General features: G+C 61.2%; 21 protein-coding genes and 1 pseudogene. 21 read left to right on the forward strand and 1 reads right to left on the reverse strand.

The window, feature by feature from the left end:
* Window positions 1–394: 394 nt before the first annotated feature.
* Window positions 395–631: a hypothetical protein gene (locus ACA063_RS17280; protein WP_497662646.1), complete on the reverse strand. Its 237-nt coding sequence runs from the start codon at window positions 629–631 to the stop codon at window positions 395–397.
* A 210-nt stretch (window positions 632–841) separates the two neighbouring features.
* Here ACA063_RS17280 and ACA063_RS17285 point away from each other — a divergent pair.
* The 21 genes and pseudogenes from ACA063_RS17285 (at window position 842) to ACA063_RS17385 (ending at window position 20352) form a co-directional block, all read left to right on the forward strand.
* A pseudogene (locus ACA063_RS17285) lies at window positions 842–1401 on the forward strand (hypothetical protein).
* Window positions 1402–1595: 194 nt separating this feature from the next.
* Window positions 1596–2678, forward strand: coding sequence for a thiamine pyrophosphate-dependent enzyme (locus ACA063_RS17290; protein WP_497662647.1), 1083 nt, complete (start codon window positions 1596–1598; stop codon window positions 2676–2678).
* 431 nt (window positions 2679–3109) lie between these two features.
* Complete coding sequence (locus tag ACA063_RS17295) at window positions 3110–3946, forward strand: ABC transporter ATP-binding protein (RefSeq protein ID WP_235992975.1); 837 nt, start codon at window positions 3110–3112, stop codon at window positions 3944–3946.
* Between the two features lie 39 nt (window positions 3947–3985).
* Window positions 3986–4987 (forward strand): ABC transporter substrate-binding protein, encoded by a 1002-nt coding sequence (locus ACA063_RS17300; protein WP_497662648.1) that lies wholly within the window; start codon window positions 3986–3988, stop codon window positions 4985–4987.
* Between the two features lie 28 nt (window positions 4988–5015).
* Entirely contained in the window at window positions 5016–5792 is a 777-nt protein-coding gene (locus ACA063_RS17305) for an ABC transporter permease (RefSeq protein WP_162441116.1), read from the forward strand.
* Entirely contained in the window at window positions 5789–6556 is a 768-nt protein-coding gene (locus tag ACA063_RS17310) for an SDR family oxidoreductase (RefSeq protein WP_497662649.1), read from the forward strand. Before ACA063_RS17305 ends, ACA063_RS17310 begins: the two co-directional genes overlap by 4 nt.
* 18 nt (window positions 6557–6574) lie before the next feature.
* Window positions 6575–7117, forward strand: coding sequence for a cupin domain-containing protein (locus ACA063_RS17315; RefSeq protein ID WP_490148003.1), 543 nt, complete (start codon window positions 6575–6577; stop codon window positions 7115–7117).
* Window positions 7118–7121: 4 nt separating this feature from the next.
* Complete coding sequence (locus ACA063_RS17320; RefSeq protein WP_497662650.1) at window positions 7122–8006, forward strand: alpha/beta fold hydrolase; 885 nt, start codon at window positions 7122–7124, stop codon at window positions 8004–8006.
* Window positions 8003–8839, forward strand: coding sequence for an IclR family transcriptional regulator (locus tag ACA063_RS17325; protein ID WP_162441206.1), 837 nt, complete (start codon window positions 8003–8005; stop codon window positions 8837–8839). Before ACA063_RS17320 ends, ACA063_RS17325 begins: the two co-directional genes overlap by 4 nt.
* 1 nt (window position 8840) lies before the next feature.
* Window positions 8841–9638, forward strand: a complete 798-nt coding sequence (locus tag ACA063_RS17330; RefSeq protein ID WP_497662651.1) for an SDR family oxidoreductase — start codon at window positions 8841–8843, stop codon at window positions 9636–9638.
* The gene (locus tag ACA063_RS17335) at window positions 9631–11313 is read left to right on the forward strand and encodes a thiamine pyrophosphate-binding protein (RefSeq protein WP_497662652.1); all 1683 of its coding nucleotides are present in this window, start codon (window positions 9631–9633) and stop codon (window positions 11311–11313) included. Before ACA063_RS17330 ends, ACA063_RS17335 begins: the two co-directional genes overlap by 8 nt.
* A gap of 10 nt (window positions 11314–11323) precedes the next feature.
* Complete coding sequence (locus ACA063_RS17340; protein WP_497662653.1) at window positions 11324–12127, forward strand: aspartate dehydrogenase; 804 nt, start codon at window positions 11324–11326, stop codon at window positions 12125–12127.
* Window positions 12128–12136: 9 nt separating this feature from the next.
* Window positions 12137–13633, forward strand: coding sequence for an aldehyde dehydrogenase (locus ACA063_RS17345; protein WP_497662654.1), 1497 nt, complete (start codon window positions 12137–12139; stop codon window positions 13631–13633).
* A complete protein-coding gene (locus ACA063_RS17350) occupies window positions 13630–14595 on the forward strand; it encodes a VOC family protein (RefSeq protein ID WP_497662655.1) in 966 nt (321 codons plus the stop codon). Before ACA063_RS17345 ends, ACA063_RS17350 begins: the two co-directional genes overlap by 4 nt.
* Before the next feature lie 13 nt (window positions 14596–14608).
* Entirely contained in the window at window positions 14609–15751 is a 1143-nt protein-coding gene (locus ACA063_RS17355; RefSeq protein ID WP_497662656.1) for an FAD-dependent monooxygenase, read from the forward strand.
* 2 nt (window positions 15752–15753) lie between these two features.
* The gene (locus tag ACA063_RS17360) at window positions 15754–16071 is read left to right on the forward strand and encodes a hypothetical protein (protein WP_497452914.1); all 318 of its coding nucleotides are present in this window, start codon (window positions 15754–15756) and stop codon (window positions 16069–16071) included.
* Window position 16072: 1 nt separating this feature from the next.
* Window positions 16073–16300: a recombinase-like helix-turn-helix domain-containing protein gene (locus ACA063_RS17365; RefSeq protein WP_162438830.1), complete on the forward strand. Its 228-nt coding sequence runs from the start codon at window positions 16073–16075 to the stop codon at window positions 16298–16300.
* A 21-nt stretch (window positions 16301–16321) separates the two neighbouring features.
* Complete coding sequence (locus tag ACA063_RS17370; protein ID WP_162438829.1) at window positions 16322–17356, forward strand: Rieske 2Fe-2S domain-containing protein; 1035 nt, start codon at window positions 16322–16324, stop codon at window positions 17354–17356.
* Window positions 17353–17790, forward strand: coding sequence for a Rid family hydrolase (locus tag ACA063_RS17375; RefSeq protein ID WP_497662657.1), 438 nt, complete (start codon window positions 17353–17355; stop codon window positions 17788–17790). The genes ACA063_RS17370 and ACA063_RS17375 overlap by 4 nt, the downstream gene beginning before the upstream one ends.
* 3 nt (window positions 17791–17793) lie before the next feature.
* Window positions 17794–18753, forward strand: coding sequence for a PDR/VanB family oxidoreductase (locus ACA063_RS17380; RefSeq protein ID WP_194693564.1), 960 nt, complete (start codon window positions 17794–17796; stop codon window positions 18751–18753).
* 369 nt (window positions 18754–19122) lie between these two features.
* Window positions 19123–20352 (forward strand): putative porin, encoded by a 1230-nt coding sequence (locus tag ACA063_RS17385; protein ID WP_497662658.1) that lies wholly within the window; start codon window positions 19123–19125, stop codon window positions 20350–20352.
* Window positions 20353–20381 lie beyond the last annotated feature (29 nt).

Below are 20381 nucleotides of genomic sequence, written 5' to 3' on the forward strand. Positions count from 1 at the left end.
CCCTCCCGCTTTTAGGGTCAACCAGCCAGAACTCATTATTAGCCACCTTCACTTCGCTGCACTCCGTTGGATAGCCCTTCGGGATGACGCAAACAACGCCCTCTTTCAGGGTCCAGTTTTCTTTCTCGGGCAGGCGCCCAACGGACGAGCAGAGTACCGTGGCGAGGGGATTCATCCCCGTTCGGCTGCGCAGCAGTCGTAAAACCAGAGAACGCGATTTGCCTGATTCACCTCGGTTGTAGCATCTGGGGCTGCTTCGCAGCCCAACGGGGATAAATCCCCTCGCCACAGGAATCCCCTCACTACAGGAATCCCCTCGCCACAGGAATCCCCTCGCCAGAAATCCCTTTGTCACTCGTTTATATGTATCGATTAGTGGCCAGTACTGCCGGTATCAACCCGCCCGACCTCCAACCTTTATCTGCGTCAGCCCAACCAACCCGGCCTGCTCCAGAATCTCCTCCGGCGTTGCATCGGCCGTGGGCATGATCAGGCTGTTTTCGCCATCTCCAAAATGCAGCTGAAGCAAGTGCATCGCCGCCTCATGGACGGGCAATTGTGACTGCTTGAGTTCGAACAGGTGGGAACGGAGCTCGCCGTTGAACAGGTAATCCACGGTGTAGTTGTGCATGAAGGGATCCTCGTCATGGAAGTAATGCAGCTGATTATCCTGACTGAACAGTCAGTTTTTAGTTCAACCGCACTGCTTTGGAAGGTTCATGCAGGATCGATAGCAGCCTTTCACGACAGACTACAATCGGTCGAACCGGATTGAATTTTTGTTGTTGGCGCGCTTGTTAGCGAAGAGCGCTGGTGAAGCAGCAGGTGTGCAGGAGGCGTTTTGAACAACTTCCCTATCGTTGCCACAGTCCTCTCGATGATATTGGGGCTCTCGGTCACCCGCCTTCTTCTTGGCGCGTTGACGGTTTTCCGCATTCGCCGTTCGGCAGCGCCCGACTGGGTTCCACTCGTCTGGGCCGTCACGCTTTTTACGACACAGCTTGAATTCTGGTGGGCCGTCAATTCACTGCCCGCGGTTAAGCTGGTGTACTCGTTTCCAGAATTTTTATTACTCGTTCTACTAGCGCTGTCCCTTTTCGTATCCGCCGCCTTATTGCTCCCGAGTCGCAGTGAGGACGAGCAAAACGGCCTTCGCCTCTATTTCGAGCAAGATGGGCGTTACGCACTTCTATCCCTCTCCACTTATCTTGTTCTTGGCCTCATCGTGAACGTGTTTTTTTTCATGCTTCCCCGGTAGTGCTGTGGGGCGTATTGGACGTCATCATGATCCTGCTGCCGGTCTGCACATTTATGGCCAGATCCCGTAAAGCGTACTCAATACTTACGTTGGTTTATCTGCCTGTCAGCGCCATCGACACCGTCATTTCACTGACGAACTAGGCGCAGTGCCTGCCCGTGGGAACAAATGTGCGTTCATCTGCACGCTAACCCCGTTGGTTTTGCCCCCGAGTCCGGAAACTTGCTGGCCACCCACGCTGTTCTACACTGCAAAAGCTCTGCACAAATCAGGTCAAGCCCCAGTAGCACACGGGCTTGGCACGCCCTCCAGAAGCAAAAATCTCAGGTCTACTCCCATGACCACGACCACTGCCCCGACTGTCGTCCAGCATGTTTTAGCCAGACTGGCCGACCTGGGCATTAGCGATATCTTTGGTGTGCCCGGCGACTATTCCTTTTCCATCAGTGACGCCGTATGCACTTCTTCGCGACAGCGCTGGGTAGGCTGCAGCAATGAATTGAATGCGGCCTACGCAGCGGATGGCTATGCGCGCATCAAGGGCATGGCTGCACTCTGTACCACCTACGGTGTGGGCGAGCTCAGCGCGCTCAATGGCATCGGCGTCGGGTCGCCGTTCACCGACTTCAACTCGGGTGCCTTTACGGCTCGTCTCGACCCCAATCGCATCATTTACATGGGTCATCACCGGACTAAAGTCGGTTCGCTTGAATTCCCCAACGTTGAACTGAAAGAACTGTTGGCCGAGCTGGCCAAGCGTGTTGAAAAGCGTACGTGGCCCACGATCCCGTATGAATCGATGAAGCCCTCGCCTACCCCGCCTGAAGACTCTCCCATTACCGCAGAACACCTTTACCCACGCTGGTCAGCATTCATACGCGACAACGATCTGGTGGTCGCAGAAACCGGCACCGTTTCCATGGGGTTGGGATTTAGCCCGCTACCCGGAGGCGCCACCTTCTATAACCAGACACTTTGGGGCTCGATAGGCTGGGCAACACCGGCAGCGTTCGGCGTCAGCGTGGCCGCACCTGATCGTCGCGTCCTTCTGTTTACCGGCGAAGGCTCGCATCAGCTCACCGTTCAGGAGCTGGGGCAGTTTGGCCGTCTGGGCTTGCACCCGATTATTTTCGTGCTGAACAATAACGGTTACCTCATTGAACGGCTGCTCTGCAAAGACCCCGACATCGCCTACAACGACGTGGCTCCCTGGAACTACACCGAGCTGCCCCACGCGATGGGGTGCGAGGGCTGGTTCACCGCGAAGGTCACGACGTGCCAGGAACTGGATACCGCACTGTCCGCAGCCAGCAGCTGCACCACGGGTGCCTACATCGAAGTGGTCACCGACACGTACGCATCATCCGAGTTGGCGTTGCGCCTGTCTGACGCGTTGAAGTCGATGAGAAAAAACGAGTAATCCCGATACAACCCTCAAGGTATTTCGCGCAGCGCACAAAGCGACTGCTGCAAAGCCCAGGAACAAGATCGATTTGCTGAAAGCGATCTTTCAAAGGCGTTCCATGTGATCCGCCTCCGCGTTACTTCCCCGCCCAAATCCCCGCCATGTTTCACATGTAAAACAAACGCCCCCGTTGGCGTTACCTAAAAAAGCACCGTCCTCTCGCACTTCTCTGAACTTCGCACAAGCAATGTGCAATTTCGTGCCATATAAGAAACCTCGTTTCGTATATGAAACACGCAAAAATCAAGAAAAATCACCTAACTGTTTATTTATTAACGACTTTTAAACAAAAAATCGACTTCGTAATGCTCTGGCATTGTTCATGCACTAAACACCGTATCACCTATAAAACAGACCAGAGACCCTTCCCAATGGCTGTGAACGAGATGTACGCCGTCGCCCCGCAATGGATTAAACCCGCTCCCAAGGAAGACCAGGAGCCCACCGAAATCGAATTCCGCAACGTCGGTAAATGTTTTCCGGCCAAAGGTAAATCCGAAGCGCCGTTCGCCATTCGCGAGGTCAACTTCAAGATTCGTCGCGGTGAAGTGGTGTCGATCATCGGCCCTTCCGGTTGCGGCAAAAGCACCATCCTGAACATGGGCTCAGGCCTTTATCGACCTTCCGAAGGCGAAGTGTTCGTCGGCGGTGAAGCCGTGACCGGCCCGGTTCGCCAGGTCGCGTTCATGCTGCAAAAAGACCTGTTGATGCCGTGGCGCAGCATTCGCCGCAACGTTGAACTGGGCCTGGAGATTCAAGGCGTCGCGGCCGCCAAGCGTCAGGCCGTGGCCAAAGATCTGCTCGATCGTTGCCACCTGCAAGGCTTTGCCGACCACTACCCCTTCCAGCTGTCGGGTGGCATGCGTCAACGTGCGGCACTGGCTCGCACCTTGGCCATTGACCCGCAAGTGCTGTTCCTCGACGAGCCGTTCTCGGCACTGGATGCGCAGACCAAGATGATCCTGCAACAGGACATGGCGCGGATGCTGTTTGATGAAAAGAAAACCGCGCTGTTCATTACCCATGACCTGATTGAAGCCATCGCCATGTCCGACCGGCTGCTGGTCATGAGCGCCCGCCCCGGCACCATCATCGAAGAAATCAGCATTGACCTGCCGTTTCGCGACAACCCGCTGGAGCGCCGCAAGCTGCCGGAAATCGGTCCGCTGGTCGGTCGCCTGATGGAGTTGCTGCAGGTCGGTGAAGACACCGAACTGCATTGATCAACGCCCGTGTGGCCATCACCTGATTCAGGAGTACGCATGTTCAAGTCTCTGTTTCAACGCTTCAGCCAGATCTCCGGCCTCGCCCTCGGCCTGGGCCTGACGTTTGCCGCCCAGGCACAGTCGACCGATGTGACTTACCTGTTGCCGGCACCGCCGAACTCGCCGGCCTTCGCACCGTGGATCATTGCCCAGCAGAAGGGCTACTACGCCGCCCGGAACCTGAACATGACGTTCATTGCGGCCAAGGGTGGCGTGGACGTGGCGAAGCAGATCGGTGCCGGTAACGCGATGCTCGGCGGCGCCATCGGCGACACCCCTATCGTGGTGCGCGCCAACGGTATTCCGGTGCGCGCCGTGGCGGTGCTGGGTGCCGGTGGCGTCACCATGATCGCCACCAATGCCGCAGAAAACATCAACTCGATCACCGACCTCAAGGGCAAGACCATGACGGTGATGTCCTACTCGGACACCACCTACTACGCCCTGCTCGCCTCATTGCGCAAAGCCGGCCTGGGTAAAAACGACGTGAACATCCAGGCCGCCGGCCCGTCGGGCGTCTGGCAATTGTTCTCGGCCGACAAGGCCCAGGCGATGGCGGGCGTGCCGGACTGGGTGGTGAATGCCGAAGACGCGGGGGTCAAGATCAAGCTGATCCCGCAGGACCAGATTTTCGAGAGCATGGCCCAAGCCATTCTCGCCTCCGATGACGCCATCAAGAACCACCCACAGATAGTTCGCGGCGTGGTCCAGGCCACCCTGCAAGGCATGCGCGACATCATTCAGGACCCCAAGGCCGCCGCCGCCACGTTCGCCCAGGCCGTCCCCGCCTATGCCGGCAAGGAAGCCTCGCTGGAGAAGGTCTTCAAGCTCTACGTCGAACACGTCTACGCCAACCAGACAGTGCCGGGACGCATCGATCCGGCGCGGCTTGAAGCGGTCCGCCAGTTCTATGTCAGCGAAGGCATCGTCACCCAGGAACCGAAGCTCGACGACCTCTACACCAACCAGTTCATCGACACCCAAACAGCCGCGCAATAACGGCGAGTGACGACAAGGTAAAGACACGATGAAAAACCTCAATAACTCCATGCTCGGCAGCGTCGCCCTGCTGATCCTGTTTCTGGTGCTTTGGCAGTGGGGCCCGGGACTGCTCGGCATGCCCGAATTCGTCATGCCGCAACTGAGTCGCGTGGCTCAGGAAAGCGTGGTGATGTGGCAGACCGGCGGGCTGTTGCAACACACCCTGATCACCGCGTTCGAGATCATTGTCGGCTTCGGCCTGGGCGCCCTGCTTGGTGTGGCCATCGGCGTTTCGCTGGGCCTCTCGCCGGCCGCGGAAGCCATGCTGTCGCCGTACATCCTGGCGCTGCAGATCGCCCCGAAGGTGGCCTTCGCGCCGCTGTTCGTGATGTGGCTGGGCTACACCATTTACCCGAAGATTCTGATCGCCATCCTGATCGTGTTCTTCCCGGTGATGATCAACGTGCTGTCGGCGATTCGCACCGTCGACCCGGACATGATCAACCTCGTGCGGACCATGAACGCCAGCCGCTGGCAGATCTTCCGCCTGGTGGAGTTCCCGTCAGCCATGGCCGCGCTGTTCTCCGGATTGCGCATTGCCTCGACCCTGGCCGTGATCGGCGTCACCGTCGGTGAACTGGTCGGCGGCAATCAGGGCCTGGGCTTCCTGCTGGTCGATGCCGAAGGCCAGGGCAATACCGCTGGCGTGTTCGTTGCCATCGTGATGCTCACGGTCATCGGTGTCCTCGCCTACGGCGCTGTGGTCTGGAGCGAAAAACGCGTCCTGCACTACATGCCCAAAGCCATGTTGAGCACCCAATGATGACGACCCTCAATCGCTTGCTCGAAGGCCGACGCGTGCTGGTCACCGGTGGCGCCCGTGGCTTGGGTTACGCCTTTGCCCAGGCCATTGGCCGAGCCGGTGCCCATGTGGTGATCGCCGATATTCTTGCTGAACGCGTGCAGCAATCCGCCGCCGAACTGGTCGCCGAAGGCCTCACCGTGTATGGCGTGACGGTTGATCTGGCACAGCCGGATTCGATCGACACCTGCATCGCTGAAACCGTTCGTTTGCTCGGCGGCCTCGACGGCCTGGTGAACAACGCTTCGATCACCAATTCCGGCGGCAAGACCTGCGAAGAACTGACCCTCGACACCTGGGATCAGGTCATGCAAGTCAACGTGCGCGGCACCTGGCTGATGACCAAGGCTTGCCTGCCGGCCCTGCGCGCCAGCGGTCATGGTGCCATCGTCAACCTGGCCTCCGACACGCCGTTGTGGGGCGCGCCGAACCTGTTGGCGTATGTCGCGAGCAAAGGCGCAATCATCGCCATGACCCGCAGCCTGGCCCGTGAACTGGGCGCTGACAACATTACCGTCAACGCTATCGCGCCGGGCCTGGTGCTGGTCGAAGCCACCGCCTACGTGCCCGAAGCCCGTCACCGTTTGTACAACGATCAACGCGCCATCCAGCGCCCACAACTTCCCGAGGACGTCAGCGGCGCCGTGCTGTTCGCGCTGTCCGACCTCGCCCGTTTCATCACTGGACAAACCTTGCCGGTCAACGGCGGGTTCGTCATGCCTTGACTTGATCTGGAGACAGCCATGACCGATTTATCCGCACACGCACAAGACACCCCAAAAAGCTGGGAACAACCGGCCGGCAGCGACCTTGAAAGCTGGATGAACACCCGTATCGCCCGCTACGAAACCCGCAAGTACGACTGGAACGCGTTGAAATTCCAGGCCGACTACGACCCGAAATTCCGCCGCGCGCAAATGCGCTACATCGGCACCGGCGGCACGGGCGTCAGCACCGACATGAACACCATTCCTTCGGAGAATTTCACGTTTTCCACCATGGTGATTCCAGCCGGTCACGAAGGCCCGCCGCACCTGCACACCGACGTCGAAGAAGTGTTCTTCGTGCTGCGCGGCAAGCTCAAGGTGGTGATCGAAAAGGACGGTGAGCGTTTCGAAACCATCCTCACTGACCGCGACGTGATTTCCGTGCCGCCGGGTGTGTACCGCGAAGAGATCAACATCGGCGACGAAGACGCGTTGATGTGCGTGATGCTCGGCGCGAAAAAACCCGTCACCCCGACCTACCCGCCAGAACACCCTCTGGCCTCGATCAAGCGCGGATAAGCCCATGTTGCACGCCATCGACAATCACGCCCCGTCGCTCACCGACGATCTCCAGGCCCAACTGGCCCGGCACTTTCCCCTGCGCCTGCTGGAGATTGCCGGTGGACGCCAGGGCATCCGCGAATGCGGGGCCGGCCCGGCCATTGTGTTGCTGCACGGGATCGGTTCGGGTTCGGCGTCGTGGTTGCAGGTGGCCCGCGTGCTCGGCCAGAGCGCCCGGGTGATTGCCTGGGACGCGCCCGGCTACGGTGACTCCACGCCGCTGCGGGCGCTGGCTCCCGATGCATCGGACTACGCCGAGCGACTGCAGCAGATGCTCGACGCTCTGGGTATCCAGCGCTGTGTGCTGGTGGGTCATTCCCTCGGCGCGATCACGGCGACCGCGTTTTCCAGCGGTGTACAGCAACAGCGCATCAGTCGGCTGGTGTTGATCAGCCCGGCGCAGGGTTACGGCCATCCTTCCCGTGCCTTGCAGCGCCAGGAAGTGCGCAGCAAACGCCTGCGCGCGCTGGAGCAACTGGGCATTCAAGGCATGGCCGAACAACGCAGCGCACACATGCTGTCGCCCAACGCCAGCCCGAAGGCGAAAGCTTGGGTGCAATGGAACATGGCGCGGCTCAAGCCCGACGGTTATCGCCAGGCCATCGAACTGCTGTGCGGCGAAGACTTGCTGCGGCACGCACCGTTGTCGATGCCGTGCGAAGTGCATTGCGGGGAAGCCGACGGCATCACCCCGCCCGAAAGCTGCCTGCCCCTCGCCAAGGCGCTGGGCGGCACGTTCAACCTGATTGCCGATGCCGGGCACGCCAGCCCCATCGAACAACCGTGTGTCGTCGCGGGCCGTCTGGCCTGCGCCCTCAAAGAATCCCTGACAGGTGCATCGCTATGAACGATTCAGATCTGCTGAAGGACGCTCAGGACAAATACATCGTGCCGGGACTGGAGCGCGGCCTGCTGCTGCTCTGCGAGTTCAGCCGGCGCAATCGCACGCTGACCGCGCCAGAACTCGCCCGCCGCCTGGCCTTGCCGCGCTCGACGATCTTTCGCCTGCTGACGACGCTGGAAACCATGGGCTTCGTCACCCGCAGCGGCAACGAATACCGTCTCGGCATGTCGGTGCTGCGCCTGGGTTTCGAATACCTCGCCTCCCTGGAACTCACCGAACTCGGCCAACCGTTGCTGGCGCGTTTGTGCGACCGCCTGAACTACCCGAGCAACCTGGTGGTGCGCGACGGTCGCTCGATCGTCTACGTGGCCAAGGTTTCGCCACCATCGGTGTTCTCCAGCGCGGTCAACGTCGGTACTCGCCTGCCCGCCCACGCCACCGTGCTGGGGCGCATTCTGCTCGAAGACCTGTCGCTCGCCGAGTTGCGTGAGCTGTACCCGGAAGATCATCTGGAACAGTTCTCGCCCTGCACGCCGAAAACCGTGATGGAGCTGTTCGACATGGTTCAGGCCGACCGTCAGCGCGGGTTTGTCAGCGGTGAGGGCTTCTTCGAGTCAGCCATTTCAACCGTTGCCGCACCGGTCCGCGATCAGTCCGGGCAGATTGTCGCGGCGTTGGGCGTGACGATTCCGACCACGCAAATTGCCCACGTCAACTTCAACGAATTGCTTCTGCAAGTACGGCGCAGCGCCGATGAGCTGTCGCGTCTGCTCGACTACAACAGCGGCGCTGGCCACGACGGTCAGAACCGCGTGACCGCCTTGATGAGGGATTGAGATGAGCCTTTATCAATTGCAAGGCAGCACGGCAATCGTCACCGGCGGTTCTTCGGGCATTGGCCTGGCCTGCGTCGAGCTGCTGCTCGAAGCGGGCGCGGCCGTGGCCTTCTGCGGTCGCGACGAGGATCGCCTGCGCAACGCCGAAACTGCCTTGCGCCAACGCTTCCCCGAGGCACGGTTGCTGGCCCAGGTCTGCAACGTGCTCGACGCCGATTCGGTCAACGCCTTCGCCGCCGCCAGCCTGGCCGCATTGGGACCGGCCAGCGTGCTGGTCAACAACGCCGGGCAAGGCCGCGTGTCGACCTTCGCCGATACCACCGACAGCGCCTGGACCGAAGAGCTGAACCTGAAATTCTTCTCGGTAATCAACCCAGTCCGCGCTTTCAAGACACAGCTTCAAGGCGAACCGAACGCCGCCATCGTCTGCGTCAATTCGCTGCTGGCCAGCCAGCCCGAACCGCACATGGTCGCCACCTCCGCCGCCCGTGCCGGGGTGATGAACCTGGTGCGTTCGATGGCCACCGAGTTTGCCCCCGACGGCATTCGGGTCAACGGCATCCTGATTGGCCTGGTGGAATCCGGGCAATGGCGCCGACGTTTCGAAGCCCGCGAAGAGCGGGATCTGGACTGGACCCAATGGACCGCCCAACTCGCACAACGCAAACACATTCCCTTGGGGCGCCTGGGCCTGCCGATTGAAGCGGCCCGCGCGATCCTGTTTCTGGCTTCGCCCCTGTCGGCTTACACCACAGGCAGCCATATCGATGTTTCTGGAGGCCTGTCCCGCCATGCGTAATGAAAATACTGTCACCGTTGGCGCTGCCATCACCGCGTTCCTCGAACAGTGCGACGTCAAGGCCGCGTTCGGCGTGATCTCGATCCACAACATGCCGATCCTCGATGCGTTCGCCGTGCGCGGCAACATCCGCTTTGTCATGGCCCGCGGCGAAGCCGGCGCCACCAACATGGCCGATGCCTACGCCCGCACCACCGGGGGTCTTGGCGTGTGCCTGACGTCCACCGGCACCGCCGCCGGCAACGCGGCCGGGGCGATGGTCGAAGCGCTGACCGCCGGCACACCGCTGCTGCACATCACCGGGCAGATCGAAACGCCGTACCTGGACCAGGAATTCGCCTACATCCACGAAGCCCGCGATCAATTGACCATGCTCAAGGCCGTGTCGAAAGCCGCGTTCCGTGTGCGCAGCGTCGAAACGGCGTTGAGCACGATGAAACTTGCCGTGCAGACCGCCCTGACCGCGCCGACCGGTCCGGTCAGCGTCGAAATCCCGATCGACATCCAGTCCACGTTCATCACGATGCCGACCGACCTCTCCCCGCTGCCGGTCCCGGTGGCCGTACCGTCGCCCGAAGCGCTGGACCTGGTGGCCGAGCGTCTGGCCAGTGCCACCCGTCCGCTGCTGTGGCTTGGCGGCGGCGCGCGGCATGCCGGCCCGCAGGTCAAGCGCCTGCTGGACATGGGCGTCGGTGTGATCACCTCGACCCAGGGTCGCGGCGTGGTCAACGAAGATGATGAGCGCTGCCTGGGCGCGTTCTCGCAAAACAAGCGGGTCGAGCAATTCCTGCAAAGCTGCGATGCCCTGTTGATCGCCGGCTCACGCCTGCGCAGCAACGAGACCTTCAAGTACGCGCTGAAATTGCCGCGCAACACCCTGCGCATCGACGCCAACCCGGCCATCGAAGGCCGCAGCTACAACAGCGAACTGTTCATCTGCGGTGACGCGGCGCTGGCCCTCGAAGGCCTGGCTGATCGCCTGGAAGGTCGCCTGCAGATCGACCCGACATTCCTCGCGGAGCTCAAGGACGTTCGCCAGAAATCCCGCACGCAATTGATCGCTGACCTGGGCCCGTACTCGGCCATGGTCGAACAGCTGCAAGCCATCACCGGGCGCAACTTCTCCTGGGTGCGCGACGTCACGCTGTCCAACAGCATCTGGGGTAATCGCCTGCTGACGCTGTACCACCCGCGTTCCGGCGTGCATGCGCTGGGTGGCGGCATTGGTCAGGGCCTGTCGATGGGCATCGGCGCGGCGGTTGCGGCGGCGGAAACGGCGCCTGAGCGCAAGGTCTTCGCGCTGGCCGGTGACGGCGGTTTCATCCTTAACCTCGGTGAGCTGGCGACCCTGGTGCAAGAGAACGCCAACGTGGTGATCCTGCTGATGAACGACCAGCGCTACGGCGTGATCCGCAATATCCAGGACGCGGTCTACGGCAGCCGTCACTGCTACGTCGACCTGCACACGCCGGACTACGCCAAGCTGGCCGAATCGCTGAACCTGCGCCACGGCCTGGTCAACGATCTTAAGGATTTCGGCCGCGTCGTCGACGGGGCGCTGGCACAACCGGGGCCGTTCCTGCTGGAAGTCGACATGCTCGCCGTCGGCAGCTTCGCCACCCAGTTCGCCGGTCCGCCCAACAGCGAAACCAAAGCGCAAAAAGCCACGGCCTGAGGACTTCGTCATGTTGCACATCACCATGATCGGCTGCGGCGCCATTGGCGTCGGCGTGCTCGAACTGCTGGAGAAAGACCCGCAGCTGTGCGTCGACTACGTGATCGCCTCGGCCGGTTCCGAAGAGCTGGTACGCCAGCGCCTGGCCTGCTTCAAACAACCACCGCAGGTGCTGACGGCGTTACCGGCCGATGCGCGCCCTGACCTGCTGGTCGAGTGCGCCGGCCATCGCGCCATCGAAGAACATGTATTGCCGGCGCTGGAGCGTGGCATCGCCTGCCTGATCGTCTCGGTCGGCGCGCTGTCCGAAGTCGGCCTGGTCGAGCGCCTGGAAGCCGCCGCCGAACGGGGCCAGACCCGCATCGAATTACTGCCCGGCGCCATCGGCGGCATCGACGCGCTGTCGGCGGCCAAGGTCGGCGGCCTGGACGCGGTCAACTACACCGGCCGCAAACCGGCCCGGGCCTGGAAGAACACACCCGCTGAAACAGTGTGCGACCTGGACAGCATCACCGAAGCCACGGTGATTTTTCAGGGCAGCGCCCGGGAAGCGGCGCACCTTTACCCGAAAAACGCCAATGTGGCCGCGACCTTGTCGCTGGCCGGGCTCGGCCTGGACCGCACCCACGTGACGCTGATCGCCGACCCGCAGAGCGAGGAAAACGTGCATCACTTCGAAGCCCGCGGTGCCTTCGGCGGTTTCGAATTGAGCCTGCGTGGCAAGCCGCTGCTGGCCAATCCGAAGACCTCGGCGTTGACCGTTTACAGCGTCGTCCGCGCCTTGGGCAACCACGCTCACGCGATTTCGATTTAGGGGACAGCGATGAATTTTGAACAGACTTTACCCATCTGCATCGCCGGTGAATGGCGACTGGGGCGCGGCGAACGCTACGCCACGTGCTACCCCGCGACCGGCGAGGCCGTTGCCTGGCTGAACGCCGCCAGTGTCGAAGACGTGGAAGACGCCGTGCAAGGCGCGCATCAGGCGTTTTTGCACAGCGGCTGGGCGCAGCGCAAACCCCATGAGCGGGCCAGCGTGCTGTACCGCATTGCCGAGCTCATCCGTGAACGCAGCGAAGAACTGGCGCAGCTGCAGCGTCAGGACAATGGCAAACCGATCAACGAAACCCGGGCGTTAGTGGCCAGCGCCGCCGGCACGTTCCAGTTCTTTGCCTCGGCTTGCGAAACCCTCGAAGAAACCATCACGCCGTCCCGTGGTGATTTCGTCAGCATGAGCGTGTACGAGCCGATGGGCGTGATCGCGGCGATCACCCCGTGGAACTCACCGATTGCCAGCGAAGCGCAGAAGGTCGCTCCGGCACTGGCGGCGGGCAATGCCGTGGTGATCAAACCGGCGGAAATCACGCCGCTGATGGCCTTGCAACTGGCGCGCATCTGCGAAGACGCCGGGTTGCCCAGAGGCCTGCTCAGCGTGCTGCCGGGTAAAGGCTCGCTGCTCGGTGATGCCCTGACGCGTCACCCGTTGATCAAGCGTGTGTCGTTCACCGGCGGCACCAAAACCGGCAAGCACATTGCCCACATCGCCGCTGACAAAATGATGCCGGTGTCCCTGGAACTGGGCGGCAAATCGCCGACCATCGTTCTCGAGGACGCCGACCTTGATCATGCGGTTGCCGGGGTGTTGTATGGCATTTTCAGTTCGTCGGGCGAAGCCTGTATCGCCGGTTCGCGGTTGTTCATCGCTCGGGCACTGTACGCGCCCTTCATGGCACGTCTGGTGGCTGCAGCAGCCGAACTGCGCGTCGGTGATCCAGCGGATGAGCGCACGCAAATGGGGCCGCTGATCAGTGCCGGTCACCGTGAATCGGTCGAGCGTTATGTCGCGCTGGGACTGGCCGAAGGTGGCCGGTTGCTGCTCGGCGGCCAGCGTCCGAAGGGCGGACTTTACGACCAGGGTTACTACTACCCGCCGACCATCCTTGAAGGCTTGAACAACACCCAACAAGTCTGCCAGGAAGAAATCTTCGGCCCGGTGTTGGTGGCCATGCCGTTCGATGACGAGGCGCAATTGCTTGAGCAGGCCAACGACAGCCTGTACGCCCTCGCCGCCGGCATCTGGACCCGCGATTACAAGCGCGCCTGGGCACTGGGACGAAAAATCCAGGCCGGGACGGTGTGGATCAACACCTACAAGCAGTTCTCGATTTCCACCCCGTTCGGTGGCTGGCGTGACAGCGGTCTTGGCCGGGAAAAAGGTCGCCTCGGCATTCTGCAGTACATGGAACAGAAGAGCCTTTATTGGGGCATGAATGAACAGCCACTGGCCTGGGCCGGTGTGCAACGCGAGGTAGGGTTATGAGCGTTTTAGGCATTGATGAAGTTACCTACGGCGTCGAAGACCTCGACACCAGCGCACGATTTTTCAGCGACTGGGGCCTAAGCAAAGTCAGCGAGCAACCTGACGAGGTGATCTTCGAAACCCTCAATGGCTGCCGCGTGGTGCTTGCGGACATCAACAAGGCCGGCTTGCCGCCCGCCATCGAACCCGGGTCGACCGTGCGCGAAGTGGTTTGGGGCGTGGCCAGCGAGGCCGACCTGAAGCTATACAGCGAGCGCATCGCCAACGATCCGGGCTTTATCGAAGCCGACGGGCGCATCGGTTGCACCGACCCCAATGGCCTGGCGATCCGCCTGCAAGTCACCCGCAAGCGGGAGCTGGACATCGAGTGCAGCGGCCACAACACCTGGCAGACCAAGGGCCGGATCAACAAAGCGGCACCGGTCTATGACCGCGCGACGCCGATCGAAGTCGGCCACGTGGTGTTTTTCGTCAAGGACGTCAACGCCTGCGAAGCCTTCTATCACGAGCGCTTCGGCTTCCAGGCCTCGGACCGTTATCCGGACCGCGGCGCGTTCTTGCGCACTGCCGAAGAAGGCGGTCACCACGACCTGTTCATGCTGCAACTGCCCGCCCCTCGCGCCGGCCTCAACCACGTCGCTTTCACCGTGCGCGATGTGCACGAAGTGTTCGGTGGCGGCATGCACATCTCGCGCAGCGGCTGGGCCACGGAAATCGGCCCGGGACGCCACCCGGTGTCGTCGGCGTTCTTCTGGTACTTCAAGAACCCGGCCGGCGCACTGGTCGAGTACTACGCCGATGAGGATCAACTGACCGGCGAATGGGAGCCACGCACCTTCGAACCGGGCCCCACGGTCTTCGCCGAATGGGCGATTGCCGGCGGCATCGATGGCAACACGCGACGCCAGCACAACGTGGCAGCACCCCAAGGCAAATTCCTCACCGACAAGCCAAAACCCTGAGCAGGAGTCGTCCATGTCTTCGTTGAATATCGCCATTGCCGGCGCCGGAATCGGTGGCCTGACCGCCGCCATCGCCCTGCACCGTGCCGGCCATCACGTCACCGTGTTCGAGCAGTCGAAAGCCTTCCTGCGGGTCGGTGCCGACATCAACCTGACCCCGAACGCCGTACGTGCCCTGGACGGTTTGGGTGTGGGTGCTGCGGTGCGCATTCCCGCTGCTCGCCCGACCCATCGCATCAGCCGGATGTGGGACAGCGGCGAGGAAACCTCGCGCCTGGAAATGTCCGATGCCGCCGAACAGAAATACGGCGCACCGCAACTGACCATTCACCGCGCCGACTTGCTGGCGGCGCTGGCAGACGTGTTCCCGCAAACCCAGGTGCAGTTTGGTAAACGCGCAGAGCAGGTGACGCAAACCGCCGACGGTATCGAACTGAGCTTCAAGGATGGCAGTCGCCACGTGACCGATCTGTTGATCGGCGCCGACGGTATCCACTCGGTGGTGCGCAACGCGCTGTTCGGCGACGAGCAGCCGCGCTTTACCGGCGTGGTCGCCTACCGCGCGGTCGTGCCGGCTGAAAGCGTGGCGCACGTGCCGAACATCCAGGCATTCACCAAATGGTGGGGGCCGACGCCGCAAAGCCAGATCGTCACTTTCCCGCTGAATCAGGGCCGGGACATCTTCATCTTCGCCACCACCGCCCAGGACAGCTGGCATGAAGAATCCTGGACCAGCGCTGGCGATGCCGATGAATTGCGCAGTCACTATCAGGATTTCCACGGGGATGCCCGGGCACTGCTCGATGCCTGCAGCGAGGTGCTCAAGACGGCGCTGTACGAACGCGATCCGCTGCCGTTCTGGTCCAAGGGTGCCATGACGCTGCTGGGCGACGCCTGCCACCCGATGATGCCGTTCATGGCGCAGGGCGCTGGCCAGGCCATCGAGGACGCGGTGGTGCTCGCCCGTCATCTGCAAGACCTGACCGGCACTGCCGGAATCGCCGATGCCCTGCAGGCTTATGAGCAGTCGCGGTTGCAGCGCACCAGTCAGATCCAGATCGGCTCGCGTGGCAATCAATGGCTCAAGGACGGCGGCAACGCCGACTGGGTCTATGGCTATGACGCCTGGGCCGTACCCATGCCCGACGTGGCTTGAGCATGAGCGAATCGCTGCTGGTGACCGTGCTGCTCAAGCACGATCAATCGAAGAACCTGGAAGACATTCAGCGGCACATGAAGCAGCAGGACTGGTGGGAGCGGTTTCCCCCGCAAGGTGTCGAGGTGGTGTCCTGGACCGTGGCCATGGGCCTGGGCCAGATCGTCACCCTGCGCTTGCCACCCAGCCTGCTGCCGACCCTCAACGTCGAGCTCGAACGCTCGGCCTGGGGGGTGTTCAGCACTGAAGTGTTCCCGACATACGACTTTATTCCCGTGCGCGAAATGATCCGCGAACGGGTGCGCAATGGAGGTCAATGAGATGAGCAATACCGAACCCTACCTGGAGCCCCATCAGGCCCGCAAACGGCCCAACACGCAGTTCGAAGAGTTGCTTGGCGACTCCATCGAGCGCGCGTTCGGCAATGGCGTGACCGAGCTGCCGGACCTGCTCGCGCACCTGAACCGGGCCGGGCCGCCCTGCCCGCTCACCACCGGAGAGTGGACCCCGGATGCCTATACAACCCTGATGGCTCGGCTGGGCGAATGACCCGCCGGAGGTAAATAAGAAATGAACATGAATACAACCGTCGATCCTGTAGAAAACCACTTGGCAAACGGTCTGAAGAACCTCTGGTTCCCGGTCTTGCCGTCCGACCAGCTGGGCGAGAAACCGGTGTCGATCCGTCGACTGGGCTACAAGATCGCCCTGTGGCGCGACAATGACGGCCACGTGCACGCCCTCGAAGATCATTGCCCGCATCGCGGCGCGCCGCTGTCCCAGGGCCCTATTCTCGGCGACCGCCTGCAATGCCCGTATCACGGCGTTGAAGTGCGCTGCGACGGCACCGTCACCAAAGTCCCCGGCAGCCCCGGTTGCAAACTCGAAGGCAGCCGCCCGACGCGGATGTTCCACACCCGTGAAGCCGCTGGCGCGATTTTTCTCTACAACGCTGCCGAGCCGCACGTGGACACCCCGCCCGAACTGGTCCTCCCAGAGCAACTGACCTCCCCCGAGTGGAGCAGCTTCATTTGCTACGCCGAGTGGAAAGGCGATTACCGCTACGTCATCGACAACGTCATGGACCCGATGCACGGCACCTACCTGCACAAGATGTCGCACTCCATGAGCGAAGGCGAAGCCACGGCTAAGTTCGTCACCCGCGACACCGACACCGGGTTCTTCTTCGAGAAGGAAGGCCAGCGCGGCGTGAACTTCGACTGGACCGAATTCATGGACAACAGCTGCCATTGGCTGCGTCTGGAAATCCCCTACCCGAAGACCGGCGGCCCCGGCGGAAACTTCACCATCATCGGCAGCTACACCCCGAGCAGCCGTTCGCTGTCGGCGGTGTTCCACTGGCGTTGCCGTCCACTCACCGGCTGGCAGCGCGACACCTGGCGCTTCCTCTACAAGAACCGGCTGGAAGCGCGGCACTGGGCGGTGCTGGAACAGGACCGGGTGTTGCTCGAGTTCATGGAGCCGGACGCCAACCAGCGGGAAAACCTTTACCAGCATGACCTCGGTGTGGTGCGTCTGCGTCGCTACCTGAAAAACGCGGCCAAGGCCCAGCTGGAGCTGATCGACGCGAAGCAGTTGTCATGAGTGCAGCCGTGCAGCGTGTTCAAGCCGGTTCGTTGAGCGAGCCGGCCGGCAGCACCTGGTCGAATGCCTTGCTGATCGGCAACGACGTGGTGATGTCCGGCATGACCGGGCATCCCGCCACGCGCCAGGCCGTCGAGGCTGGCGCGCCGCTGGACGCCTACGCACAGACGCTGGTGGTGCTGAACAAAATCCGCGCGCTGGTTGAAGCGGCAGGCGGCCATGTCGGCAACCTCTACCGGCTGACGGTGTATGTGACCGACATCGCCGACAAAGAGGACGTGGGTCGCGCGCGACGTGATTTCTTTGCAGAGCACGCGGTGTTCCCGACCTCGACGCTGGTCGAAGTGAGCGCGCTGGTGTTTCCCGAACTGCGGGTGGAGATCGAGGCCGGCGCGCGTCTCGATCTCGATTTGCGAACTGTCGAAAAGAGGTGACCGATGTCCCATTCCTCCCCCCTCACCGCGCTCGTGCACACCCTGCGCTACGAAGCTGACGGCATCATCAGTGTCGAGTTGCGGCCCTATGGCGACACGGTATTCGCCCCGTTCGAAGCCGGGTCGCACATCGACCTGCACTTGCCCAACGGGCTGGTGCGCAGCTACTCGCTGCTCAACTCGCCGAGCGATCAAGGCCGCTATGTGGTCGGCATCCTGCGCGATCGCAACAGCCGTGGCGGTTCGGAATATGTGCACGGACAACTGCGGGTCGGCATGCAACTGCCGATTTCGTCGCCGCGCAATAACTTCCAGCTCGACCTCAGCGCCAGACACAGCGTCCTGGTAGCCGGCGGTATCGGCATCACACCGATCTACTGCATGTTCCGCCAACTGCTGGCACTGGGAAAATCCGCCGAGCTGATCTACTGCGCACGTTCGCGGCAGGAAGCGGCCCTGGTGCAAGAGCTCAGCGGCCTGGGCGCGAAAGTGCACTACCACTTCAATGACGAAAAAGGCGTGCCGCCGGACCTGGGCGCTTACCTGGCGAATCAACCCGCCGATACGCACTTTTACTGCTGCGGCCCGACCCCCATGCTCGATGCCTTCGAAAGCACCTGCGAAGGCCTGGGCTATCCCCATGCGCACATCGAGCGCTTCGTCGCGGCTGAACTGCCGCCGTCCGAAGATGCGCAGAGCAGTTACAGCGTCGAACTGAAGAAATCCGGCAAAACCCTGTCGATCGAGCCGGGTTTGAGTCTACTCGACGTGTTGCTGGAGGCGGGTTGCGACATCGACTACAGCTGTCGCGAAGGGGTTTGCGGGTCGTGCGAGACGCGGGTGCTGGAGGGTGATATCGACCACCGTGACGGCGTGCTGACCAAAGCCGAACGTGCGGCCAATAAATCCATGATGGTGTGTGTGTCAGGTTGCAAGAGTCGTCGCTTGGTGCTCGATCTATAACGTTGTTATTGAGTTCACCCGTTAAACAGGCCGACAGTGTTGTCGGCCTTTTTTTATGCGCGTGAAGTAAAGACGCACAGATAACGTGCAATTTCGTTACCCCGCAAGCTCACTGTTTCACGGGCAATACAAGAAAATGCGTTTCCCATATAAACCATTGTTTTTACTAGACAAAAGACAACCCGGTAGAGTTGGCATAGTTTCTGCTCTATTCACATCAAGTTCATAGGCCAGACGCCGTATTACCTGTGAAACATTCAATACCGACACGCAACTGATAAGAGCAACACTTTCTGGTTATTCATCCCTGCCTTTTTCAAGGTGGCGGAAAAGTGTTGCCAGTCACTTAACACTATAGGGGAGGTCAACATGAAAAATAACTTTCTATGCCTGGGATTGATGTTGTGCACGTGCGTCAGTTTCGCGGGCGAGCCCGGCCCTGCTGCACCCGAGGCATCAACGACCGGCAAGAAACCTTTTCCGCATATCGCCTGGCGCAGCGACGATGGCGACAGCAGCCTGGACATTGGTGGCGCGTTGCGCACCAACTACCGCGATGAACATTGGGACACCACTGAAAACAATGGTCGGTTTCTCTTCGACACTTTCCGCCTCGACGTGCAGGCCACTTACAAGAACCTCTACAGCGATGTCGGCTATTGGTTTCAGGATGACGGAAAGCGCTCCATTGATCGCGGTTTTGTCGGTTATCGCCTGAACAGCAACTCGAACCTGCAACTGGGCGCACCTTTCAAGCCATTCGGTCTCGAACCGTATCCGCAGTTCGGCTGGAGTTATCACCTGCCCTTCTTCATGGGTTATGGCGTCAGCGCCGGCACGGGTTTGAAGTACAGCTACAAGGATAAGGAATGGGATGTGCAACTGGGTTTCTTCCCGCGCATGTTGCCGTCGGACATTCGCTACTCGCCGGAAGTCGGGCGTTACGCTGATCTCAAGGACAATGCGATCCCGTTCACCCAGTCACGCCAGGACAACGAGAAACACAACCAGATCAACGCCCGCGTCGCGCGGACCTTTACCAACGATGGCTGGAAAACCGAGATCGGCGCATCGGTCGCCGCCGCCCAGCTGTACAACGACACCACCAAGGATGACGGCGACTACTGGGCCGGTGGCATTCACGCCATCATCAACAAAGGCCCGTGGACCGTTACGACCCAGGGTATTCGCTACGAATACGACCCGAAAAACCCGGCAGGCGTCAGCGACGACTCCGTGCTGATGGGTGGCAACGGCCTCACGCCCGCCTACTTGATTGCCTCAAAAGCTACTTTGGTTTCACTGAACGTCGGTTACGACATTCCCACGCCGAAACTTGGGCAATTGAAGAAGATCAAGCTCTACAACGACTACAGCCGCATGATGAAAGACAAAAGCGGTTGGGACGACTCCCAGATGTATACCGTCGGTGCGCAATTCCTGGCCATGCCGATCATCGCGTGGCTCGACCTGACCTGGGCAAGGAACGCCAACCCGTACGGTGGCGCGGAGAATGGAACGGGCTTTACCAACACCCAATCGGTGGGGAGTAACGAGTGGTATTACCGGACGAATATCAATATCGGGTACTACTTCTAAATCATCACGCATTAAGAATGCGCGGCTCC

Source organism: Pseudomonas sp. LBUM1643 (assembly GCF_059716215.1).

What these genes read in the sequence shown, in the direction of transcription:
- ACA063_RS17280 (WP_497662646.1), bottom strand. Translation starts at nt 631, where the DNA reads ATGCACAACTACACCGTGGATTACCTGTTCAACGGCGAGCTCCGTTCC.
- ACA063_RS17290 (WP_497662647.1), top strand. Translation starts at nt 1,596, where the DNA reads ATGACCACGACCACTGCCCCGACTGTCGTCCAGCATGTTTTAGCCAGA.
- ACA063_RS17295 (WP_235992975.1), top strand. Translation starts at nt 3,110, where the DNA reads ATGTACGCCGTCGCCCCGCAATGGATTAAACCCGCTCCCAAGGAAGAC.
- ACA063_RS17300 (WP_497662648.1), top strand. Translation starts at nt 3,986, where the DNA reads ATGTTCAAGTCTCTGTTTCAACGCTTCAGCCAGATCTCCGGCCTCGCC.
- ACA063_RS17305 (WP_162441116.1), top strand. Translation starts at nt 5,016, where the DNA reads ATGAAAAACCTCAATAACTCCATGCTCGGCAGCGTCGCCCTGCTGATC.
- ACA063_RS17310 (WP_497662649.1), top strand. Translation starts at nt 5,789, where the DNA reads ATGATGACGACCCTCAATCGCTTGCTCGAAGGCCGACGCGTGCTGGTC.
- ACA063_RS17315 (WP_490148003.1), top strand. Translation starts at nt 6,575, where the DNA reads ATGACCGATTTATCCGCACACGCACAAGACACCCCAAAAAGCTGGGAA.
- ACA063_RS17320 (WP_497662650.1), top strand. Translation starts at nt 7,122, where the DNA reads ATGTTGCACGCCATCGACAATCACGCCCCGTCGCTCACCGACGATCTC.
- ACA063_RS17325 (WP_162441206.1), top strand. Translation starts at nt 8,003, where the DNA reads ATGAACGATTCAGATCTGCTGAAGGACGCTCAGGACAAATACATCGTG.
- ACA063_RS17330 (WP_497662651.1), top strand. Translation starts at nt 8,841, where the DNA reads ATGAGCCTTTATCAATTGCAAGGCAGCACGGCAATCGTCACCGGCGGT.
- ACA063_RS17335 (WP_497662652.1), top strand. Translation starts at nt 9,631, where the DNA reads ATGCGTAATGAAAATACTGTCACCGTTGGCGCTGCCATCACCGCGTTC.
- ACA063_RS17340 (WP_497662653.1), top strand. Translation starts at nt 11,324, where the DNA reads ATGTTGCACATCACCATGATCGGCTGCGGCGCCATTGGCGTCGGCGTG.
- ACA063_RS17345 (WP_497662654.1), top strand. Translation starts at nt 12,137, where the DNA reads ATGAATTTTGAACAGACTTTACCCATCTGCATCGCCGGTGAATGGCGA.
- ACA063_RS17350 (WP_497662655.1), top strand. Translation starts at nt 13,630, where the DNA reads ATGAGCGTTTTAGGCATTGATGAAGTTACCTACGGCGTCGAAGACCTC.
- ACA063_RS17355 (WP_497662656.1), top strand. Translation starts at nt 14,609, where the DNA reads ATGTCTTCGTTGAATATCGCCATTGCCGGCGCCGGAATCGGTGGCCTG.
- ACA063_RS17360 (WP_497452914.1), top strand. Translation starts at nt 15,754, where the DNA reads ATGAGCGAATCGCTGCTGGTGACCGTGCTGCTCAAGCACGATCAATCG.
- ACA063_RS17365 (WP_162438830.1), top strand. Translation starts at nt 16,073, where the DNA reads ATGAGCAATACCGAACCCTACCTGGAGCCCCATCAGGCCCGCAAACGG.
- ACA063_RS17370 (WP_162438829.1), top strand. Translation starts at nt 16,322, where the DNA reads ATGAACATGAATACAACCGTCGATCCTGTAGAAAACCACTTGGCAAAC.
- ACA063_RS17375 (WP_497662657.1), top strand. Translation starts at nt 17,353, where the DNA reads ATGAGTGCAGCCGTGCAGCGTGTTCAAGCCGGTTCGTTGAGCGAGCCG.
- ACA063_RS17380 (WP_194693564.1), top strand. Translation starts at nt 17,794, where the DNA reads ATGTCCCATTCCTCCCCCCTCACCGCGCTCGTGCACACCCTGCGCTAC.
- ACA063_RS17385 (WP_497662658.1), top strand. Translation starts at nt 19,123, where the DNA reads ATGAAAAATAACTTTCTATGCCTGGGATTGATGTTGTGCACGTGCGTC.